Raw genomic sequence first — 6,954 nt, forward strand, 5'->3', positions numbered from 1 at the left:
GGGCACTCGCCGCCCTTGTCGCAGACCGGGCAGTCCAGCGGGTGGTTGATCAGCAGGAACTCCATGATCCCCTGCTGCGCCTTGTCCGCGACCGGGCTGGAGACCTGGGTGTTGACGACCATGCCCTCGGCGACCGGCAGCGTGCAGGACGCCTGCGGCTTCGGGAACGGCCGCCCGTTGCCGGCGTCGGGGATGTCGACCAGGCACTGGCGGCAGGCGCCGACCGGGTCGAGCAGCGGGTGGTCGCAGAACCGCGGGATCACGATGCCCAGCCGCTCCGCCGTGCGGATCAGCAGCTCGCCCTTGGGCGCGACCACCTCGGCGCCGTCGATGATCAGCCGGACGTGCCCTTCTGGGACGGCGATGGTCTTGTTCTCTTCCGGTGCAATGGTCATGCGTTGGCTCCCACCAGCGCTGGGTTCACGGCCTTGGCCGCCTTGGACTGCTGGCCGCACAGGGCGAGGAACTCGTCTCGGAAGTACTGGATGCCGCTCACGATCGGGCTCACCGCGCCGTCACCCAGCGCGCAGAACGACCGGCCGAGGATGTTGTCGCAGATGTCGAGCATCGTGTCGATGTCGGCCTCGGTGCCCCTGCCCTCGAGCATCCGCTCGAGGATCCCCACCAGCCAGTAGGTGCCCTCCCGGCACGGCGTGCACTTGCCGCACGACTCGTGCTCGTAGAACTTCGTCCACTTCATGACCGCCCATGGCACCGACACGGTCTCGTTGAAGATCATCAACGCGGTGGTGCCGAGCATCGAGCCGGCCTCGGTGGCGCCCTCGAAGTCCAGCGGGACGTCCAGGTGCTCGGCGGTGAACAGCGGGGTGGACGAGCCGCCCGGGGTCCAGAACTTCAGCGGGATGCCGTCCTTCATGCCGCCGGCCAGCTCGAGCAGCGTGCGCAGCGTCGTCCCGAGTGGAGCCTCGTACTGACCAGGCTGCTCGACGTGGCCGGAGATCGAGAAGATCTTCGGGCCGGGCGAGCGCTCGGTGCCCATGGAGCGGAACCAGTCCGAGCCGCCGTTGACGATGAACGGCACGCTGGCGATGGTCTCCACGTTGTTCACGGTGGTCGGCATGCCGTACACGCCGGCGGCGGCCGGGAACGGCGGCTTGAGCCGCGGCTGGCCGCGCCGGCCCTCCAGCGAGTCGAGCAGCGCCGTCTCCTCGCCGCAGATGTACGCGCCGGCGCCGGCATGGACGGTGATGTCCAGGTCGAAGCCGGAGCCGAGGATGTCGGCGCCGAGGTAGCCGGCCCGGTAGGCCTCGCGCACCGCGGCGTGCAGCCGGCGGATGACGTGCGGCACCTCGCCGCGGACGTAGATGAAGCAGCGGTGCGCCCGGATGGCGTACGAGGCGATGATGCAGCCCTCGATCAGCGAGTGCGGATCGGCCATCATCAGCGGGATGTCCTTGCAGGTTCCCGGCTCGCCCTCGTCGGCATTGATCACCAGGTAGTGCGGCTTGTCCTCGTTCTGCGGCATGAACGACAGCTTCACCCCGGTCGGGAAGCCCGCGCCGCCGCGGCCGCGCAGCCCGGAGTCCTTGACCAGCTGGACGATCTGCTCGGGTGTGCCCGCGAGCGCCTTGCGCAGCGCGGTGTAGCCCTCGAGCTGCTCGTAGGTCTGCAGCGTCCAGGACCGGGGCGACAGCCACCGCTTGGTGAGCACCGGCGTCAACGGATCTGGCATTGGAGCCCCCTCACTTCTTGCAGTCTTCTCGCGGCTTCGCGCGCGACCGCGATCGATCCGGCGGGGCCACGACCGGCCAACCGTCACCGTTGCTGCCAGGAGGCCCCGCCACCTCTATCGCGGGCCTTCGGCCTGGGCGCGCTCGGTGGTCACCTTGGTTGCCGCGAGTCACTTTGGCATCACCTCGTCTCGACGGGCGGCAGCGGCGCGTCCTCGGGCATGGCCGGGGCGGTCCAGCCCCGGTCGGCGGCCAACTGCGCGCCGCGCAGCGTTTCCGCCGCGGCCGACGGTCCGTCCACAGCGGACTGGAACTCGTCGGCGTCCTCGGGGTAGAACCCGGCCAGCTCCATCGAGACCGTGCGCCAGTCGGTGAGCGGGGCGCCCCTGGTCGGGGCCGGCTTCTCACCGCGCCGCAGGGCGTCCACGAGCTCGACGGCCGACTCCGGCGTCTGGTTGTCGTAGAACTCGTAGTTGACCTGCAGCACCGGCCCGAAGTCGCAGGCGGCAAGGCACTCGGCGTGCTCGAGGGTGATCGACCCCGGCTCGCCCGGCGTGCCCGCGGTCTCCTCGTGCCCCAACGGTTTGCGCGGCTCGCCGAGATGCTCGCCGAGTCGCTTGTAGATCTCGTCGCCGCCGAGCATCGCGCACATCGTGTTGGTGCACACGCTGACCAGGTGCTCGCCGCACGGCTTGCGCTTGTACATCGTGTAGAACGTGACGACCGCGCTCACCTCGGCGGTGGTCAGGTGCAGCTGCTCGGCGCAGAAGTCGACGCCGGCCGGGGTCACGTAGCCCTCCACCGCCTGCACCAGGTGCAGCATCGGCAGCAGCGCCGAGCGCGACTCGGGATACCGCGCGATGATCTGCCGCGCCTTGGCCACGATGTCCGGACCGAACACGGTCATGTCCGAAGTGGACGGTGTGACCAGCCGCTCGGTCTCCTCCCGGCTCACCGCCGACATGTCCTCGACGGGGGTGTCTCTTTCCGCCGCGGCCCAGGTCTGTCCGGGCCCGACGCTCGAGCCCCCGTGGGTCAGCCCGCGGGACGCCGGCTGCTGTGATGTCACCGGTCCACCCCTCCCATCACCGGGTCGATCGACGCGATCGCGGCGATCACGTCGGCCACCATGCCGCCCTCGGACATCGCCGGCATGGCCTGGAGGTTGACGAAGCTCGGGTCGCGCACGTGCACCCGCAGCGGCCGCGTCCCGCCGTCGGACACCACGTGGTAGCCCAACTCGCCGCGCGGCGACTCCACCGGCACGTACACCTGGCCGGGCGGCACCGTGAAGCCCTCGGTCACCAGTTTGAAGTGGTGGATCAACGCCTCCATGGACTGGCCCATGATCTTGCGGACGTGCTCGAGCGAGTTGCCCATCCCGTCGGCGCCGATGGTCAGCTTGGCCGGCCAGGCGATCTTCTTGTCCTCGACCATCACCGGGCCGGGCTCCAACTTGTCGAGGCACTGCTCGATGATCCGCAGCGACTGGTGCATCTCCTCGACCCGCAGCAGGTAGCGGGAGTACGCGTCGGCCTCCGTCGAGGTGGGCACCTCGAAGTCGTACTCCTCGTAGCCCAGGTACGGCTCGGTCTTGCGCATGTCCCACGGCAGCCCGGCCGAGCGCAGGATCGGCCCGGTGACCCCGAGCGCCAGGCACGCGTCCACCGGCAGGTAGCCGATGCCGATCAGCCGGTTCTTCCAGATCGGTTGCCCGGTCAGCAACTTGTCGAGCTGGGGCAGCCGTTCGTCCATCACGTCGATGAAGTCGCGGATGGCCTGCTCGTAGCCGGACGGCAGGTCCTGGGCGACCCCGCCTGGCCGGATGAACGCGTGGTTCATCCGCAGGCCGGTCAGGAACTCCAGCAGGTGCAGGACCTCCTCGCGCTCCCGGAACCCGATCGTCATCGCGGTCAGCGCGCCAAGCTCCATACCGCCGGTGGCCAGCGCGACGAGGTGCGAGCCGATCCGGTTGATCTCCATCAGCAGCACCCGGATCACCTGCGCCCGCCGCGGCGCCTCGATGCCGAGCAGCTTCTCCACCGACATGCAGTAGGCCGCCTCGTTGAACAGCGGCGACAGGTAGTCCATCCGGGTCACGAACGTGACGCCCTGGGTCCAGGTCCGGTACTCGCAGTTCTTCTCGATCCCGGTGTGCAGGTAGCCGATCACCGACCGGGCCTGGGTGACGGTCTCGCCCTCCAGCTCGAGCACCAGCCGCAGCACGCCGTGCGTGGACGGGTGCTGCGGACCCATGTTGATCACGATGCGCTCGTCGGAGATCGCGTCCTCGAGCACCTGGTCCCAGTCGCCGCCGGTGACCGTGTAGATCCGGCCCTCGGTGGTGTCCCGTGCCGTGGCAGTGGCATAGGGATCGCTGGCCCGCTCGGCCCCTGTGGTGGCGGTGCCGGTCTTGACGTCGGAGAGTCGTTCGGTCATGAGTAGGACCTCCGCTGGTCCGGTGGCGGAATCTCGGCGCCCTTGTACTCAACGGGAATCCCGCCGAGCGGGTAGTCCTTGCGCTGCGGGTGGCCGTCCCAGTCGTCCGGCATCAGGATCCGGGTCAGGGCCGGGTGTCCGTCGTAGACGATCCCGAACATGTCCCAGGCCTCGCGCTCGTGCCAGTCGGCGGTCGGGTAGACCTCGACGACGCTCGGCACGTGCGCGTCGTCGACGTCGACGGCCACCTCGAGCCGGATCCGCCGCCGGAAGGTCATGGAGGTCAGGTGGTAGGTGGAGTGCAGCCGCTGCGGCACGTCCGGGCCGTAGTCCACTCCGGACACCGAGCTGCACAGCTCGAAGCGCAGCGCGGGATCGTCGCGCAGCGCCCGGCACACCGCGACGAGATGCTCGCGGCGCAGGTACAGGGTGATCTCCCCGCGGTCGACGGTGACCTGCTGGATCGCCTCGGCCGGGATCTTGCGCTGCCGGAACGAGGCGTGCAGCTCCTCGATGAACTCGTCGAACCAGCCGCCGTAGGGCGGCTCGGCCGGCGCCGGGCTGTACGCCGGGAGGCGCAGCCCGCCGAAGCCGGTCGTGTCGCCGGCGTCGCCGACGTTGAACATTCCCTTGCGTGCCTTGCCGGCCACCACGCCCGGCTGCGCCGCGGCGGGCGCGGCCGCGCCGGAGCTCGGCTCGATGCCGGGCTCGGGCCGCTGCGCGCTGGACTGCTCGGCGCCGGGCTCCGGCTTGCTGTTGTCAGCCATCGGCACTCACAGCCTTATGCGATTCTGCGCCGAAGCTTCGGCGATGGCGCGCTCAGTGGTCACCATGACTGCCGCCACTCCTTGTGCATGGGCCTCACTTCTTCGCGTACTTGACCGAGGACGGGATCAGCTCCGTGCGCTCGCCGCGCTCGAGCTTCTCGGCGGCCCGGCGGGCGTTGATCGGCTCGTCCATGATCTTGGCGTGCAGCTTGAGGATCGCGTCGAGCAACATCTCCGGCCGGGGCGGGCAGCCGGGCAGGTACATGTCCACCGGCACGACGTGGTCGACGCCCTGCACCACCGCGTAGTTGTTGAACATCCCGCCGGACGACGCGCACACGCCCATCGCCAGCACCCAGCGCGGCTCGGCCATCTGGTCGTAGATCTGGCGCAGCACCGGGGCCATCTTGTTGGTCACCCGGCCGGCAACGATCATCAGGTCGGCCTGCCGCGGGCTGGCCCGGAACGCCTCCATGCCGAACCGGGCGATGTCGTACCGCGGCCCGCCGGTGGTCATCATCTCGATCGCGCAGCACGCCAGGCCGAAGGTGGCCGGCCACAGCGAGTTCTTGCGTCCCCAGTTGACCAGCTTCTCCAGGCTGGCCAAGAGGATTCCGTTGGGGAGCTTCTCTTCGAGGCCCATTGGTCCTCCCCGTCAGTTCCAGTCGAGTCCGCCGCGCCGCCACACGTAGGCGTAGGCGAAGCCGACCGTCGCGATGAACAAGAAGATCTCCACCAGACCGAACACCCCGAGCGCGTCCGCCGCGACCGCGAACGGGTAGAGAAACACCATCTCGATGTCGAACAGGATGAACAGCATCGCGGTCAGGTAGTACGCCACCGGCACCCGGCCACCCCCGACGACCGGCTGCGGCGACGGCTCGATGCCACACTCGTACGCCTCGAGCTTCGCCTTGTTGTACCGCCGCGGTCCCAGCAGCGGCCCCAGCGTGGCGGAGAAGATCGCGAAGGCGGCCGCCAGCCCGAACAGCAGCACCAGCGGCAGGTAGCTGCCCAGCCCGGTGGACACGATGCCGGTCTCCGGCTGGGCCGGTTGGGTCAGCGCAGTGAAGGTCTGGACCATAGACACCCTCGTCGTCCTTTCCCGCTCCCTGGCCGGCACCCTATGGGTTGCCCGCACACCCACCGCTTGTTAGGCACACCTAACTACCGCAGGCAGCCGAGCTTGTGAAAATCTTCACAAGCTAATCCGCTCTCCTGTGAAGCTCTTCACACGGCATGCGGCCAAGTGTAGGCCGCTCCCTCTCCTCCCACGCGCGAGGGGCGCTCAGGCTGGGGGCATCTGCGAACGACCATCGAGCGCGGCGGCAATCTCCGGATAGTCGGCGCGCAGCAGCACCATCGCCCGCCGACGCAGATCGGGCAGGTCGGCGACGGCGATCTCGCAGACAATCGCCCAATCGATGCTGAAGTAAGCGTGGACGGCGTGGTTGCGAAAACCTCTAATCCTGTGCCAGGGAACGTCGGGCAGCCGTTCCCGCGTCTGGGAACTCAAGCAGTTTGCCGCCTCACCCACGACCATGAGCTGACGCGGCACGGCGTTGAGGAGGATCTCATCGTCTCGCCAACCGTCGCCGTGATCGTCGATCCAGCGGGCGACGGTCTGCGCGGCCTCCACGATGTCGGTCAGATACAGCGAATCCCGGTCGCCGTCACGCGGCATAGAGGATCTCGGCGTCGCCCAGCACGCGTTCCTTGATCACCCAGTGCAGTCCGTCCTTGGGCACGAGGTCCACGTGCCGATGAAGCAAGGCCTCAAGCTCGTCATGGAAGCCGAAGAATGCCAGGCCCTGCACAGCGTCCGAACCGCGGACATAGAGCAGATCGACATCACTGTCGGGATCCGCCTCTCCGCGGGCGGTGGAGCCGAACACAAGGAGCTCCACGACGCCGTACCTGGCGCAGAGCTCGGCGACAGCCGGGCGGAGCGGCTCCAACTCCTCCAGGGTCATGCTCGTCATGTGCCCGATCGACCGGCCAACGGCCGGATGGTCGGCCTTGCAAACGACGGGGCGCCCCGCCGGCTGGCCGGGCGC

Annotated in this window: 9 protein-coding genes; all 9 read right to left on the minus strand. The window is 68.9% G+C overall.

Annotation, left to right across the window (positions count from 1 at the left end; genetic code table 11):
- On the minus strand, positions 1-395 hold a 395-nt coding region (locus VGX25_RS08500; RefSeq protein WP_326917078.1), incomplete at its 3' end, for a 2Fe-2S iron-sulfur cluster-binding protein.
- Positions 392-1,693, minus strand: coding sequence for an NADH-quinone oxidoreductase subunit NuoF (gene nuoF / locus VGX25_RS08505; protein WP_326917079.1), 1,302 nt, complete (start codon positions 1,691-1,693; stop codon positions 392-394). The genes nuoF and VGX25_RS08500, both read right to left, overlap by 4 nt.
- Before the next feature lie 179 nt (positions 1,694-1,872).
- A complete protein-coding gene (gene nuoE, locus VGX25_RS08510; protein ID WP_326917086.1) occupies positions 1,873-2,655 on the minus strand; it encodes an NADH-quinone oxidoreductase subunit NuoE in 783 nt (260 codons plus the stop codon).
- A 101-nt stretch (positions 2,656-2,756) separates the two neighbouring features.
- Complete coding sequence (locus VGX25_RS08515; protein ID WP_326917080.1) at positions 2,757-4,130, minus strand: NADH-quinone oxidoreductase subunit D; 1,374 nt, start codon at positions 4,128-4,130, stop codon at positions 2,757-2,759.
- Positions 4,127-4,897 (minus strand): NADH-quinone oxidoreductase subunit C, encoded by a 771-nt coding sequence (locus VGX25_RS08520; RefSeq protein WP_326917081.1) that lies wholly within the window; start codon positions 4,895-4,897, stop codon positions 4,127-4,129. The genes VGX25_RS08515 and VGX25_RS08520 overlap by 4 nt, the downstream gene beginning before the upstream one ends.
- A gap of 94 nt (positions 4,898-4,991) precedes the next feature.
- Positions 4,992-5,540 (minus strand): NADH-quinone oxidoreductase subunit B family protein, encoded by a 549-nt coding sequence (locus VGX25_RS08525; protein WP_326917082.1) that lies wholly within the window; start codon positions 5,538-5,540, stop codon positions 4,992-4,994.
- A 12-nt stretch (positions 5,541-5,552) separates the two neighbouring features.
- Positions 5,553-5,981 (minus strand): NADH-quinone oxidoreductase subunit A, encoded by a 429-nt coding sequence (locus VGX25_RS08530; protein ID WP_326917083.1) that lies wholly within the window; start codon positions 5,979-5,981, stop codon positions 5,553-5,555.
- Between the two features lie 204 nt (positions 5,982-6,185).
- Complete coding sequence (locus VGX25_RS08535; RefSeq protein WP_326917084.1) at positions 6,186-6,581, minus strand: DUF86 domain-containing protein; 396 nt, start codon at positions 6,579-6,581, stop codon at positions 6,186-6,188.
- Positions 6,571-6,954: nucleotidyltransferase family protein (locus tag VGX25_RS08540; RefSeq protein WP_326917085.1), on the minus strand; the 384-nt coding region annotated here is incomplete at its 5' end. The genes VGX25_RS08535 and VGX25_RS08540, both read right to left, overlap by 11 nt.

The organism is Actinophytocola sp. (assembly GCF_035942955.1).
Taxonomy (GTDB): domain Bacteria; phylum Actinomycetota; class Actinomycetes; order Mycobacteriales; family Pseudonocardiaceae; genus DASYTH01.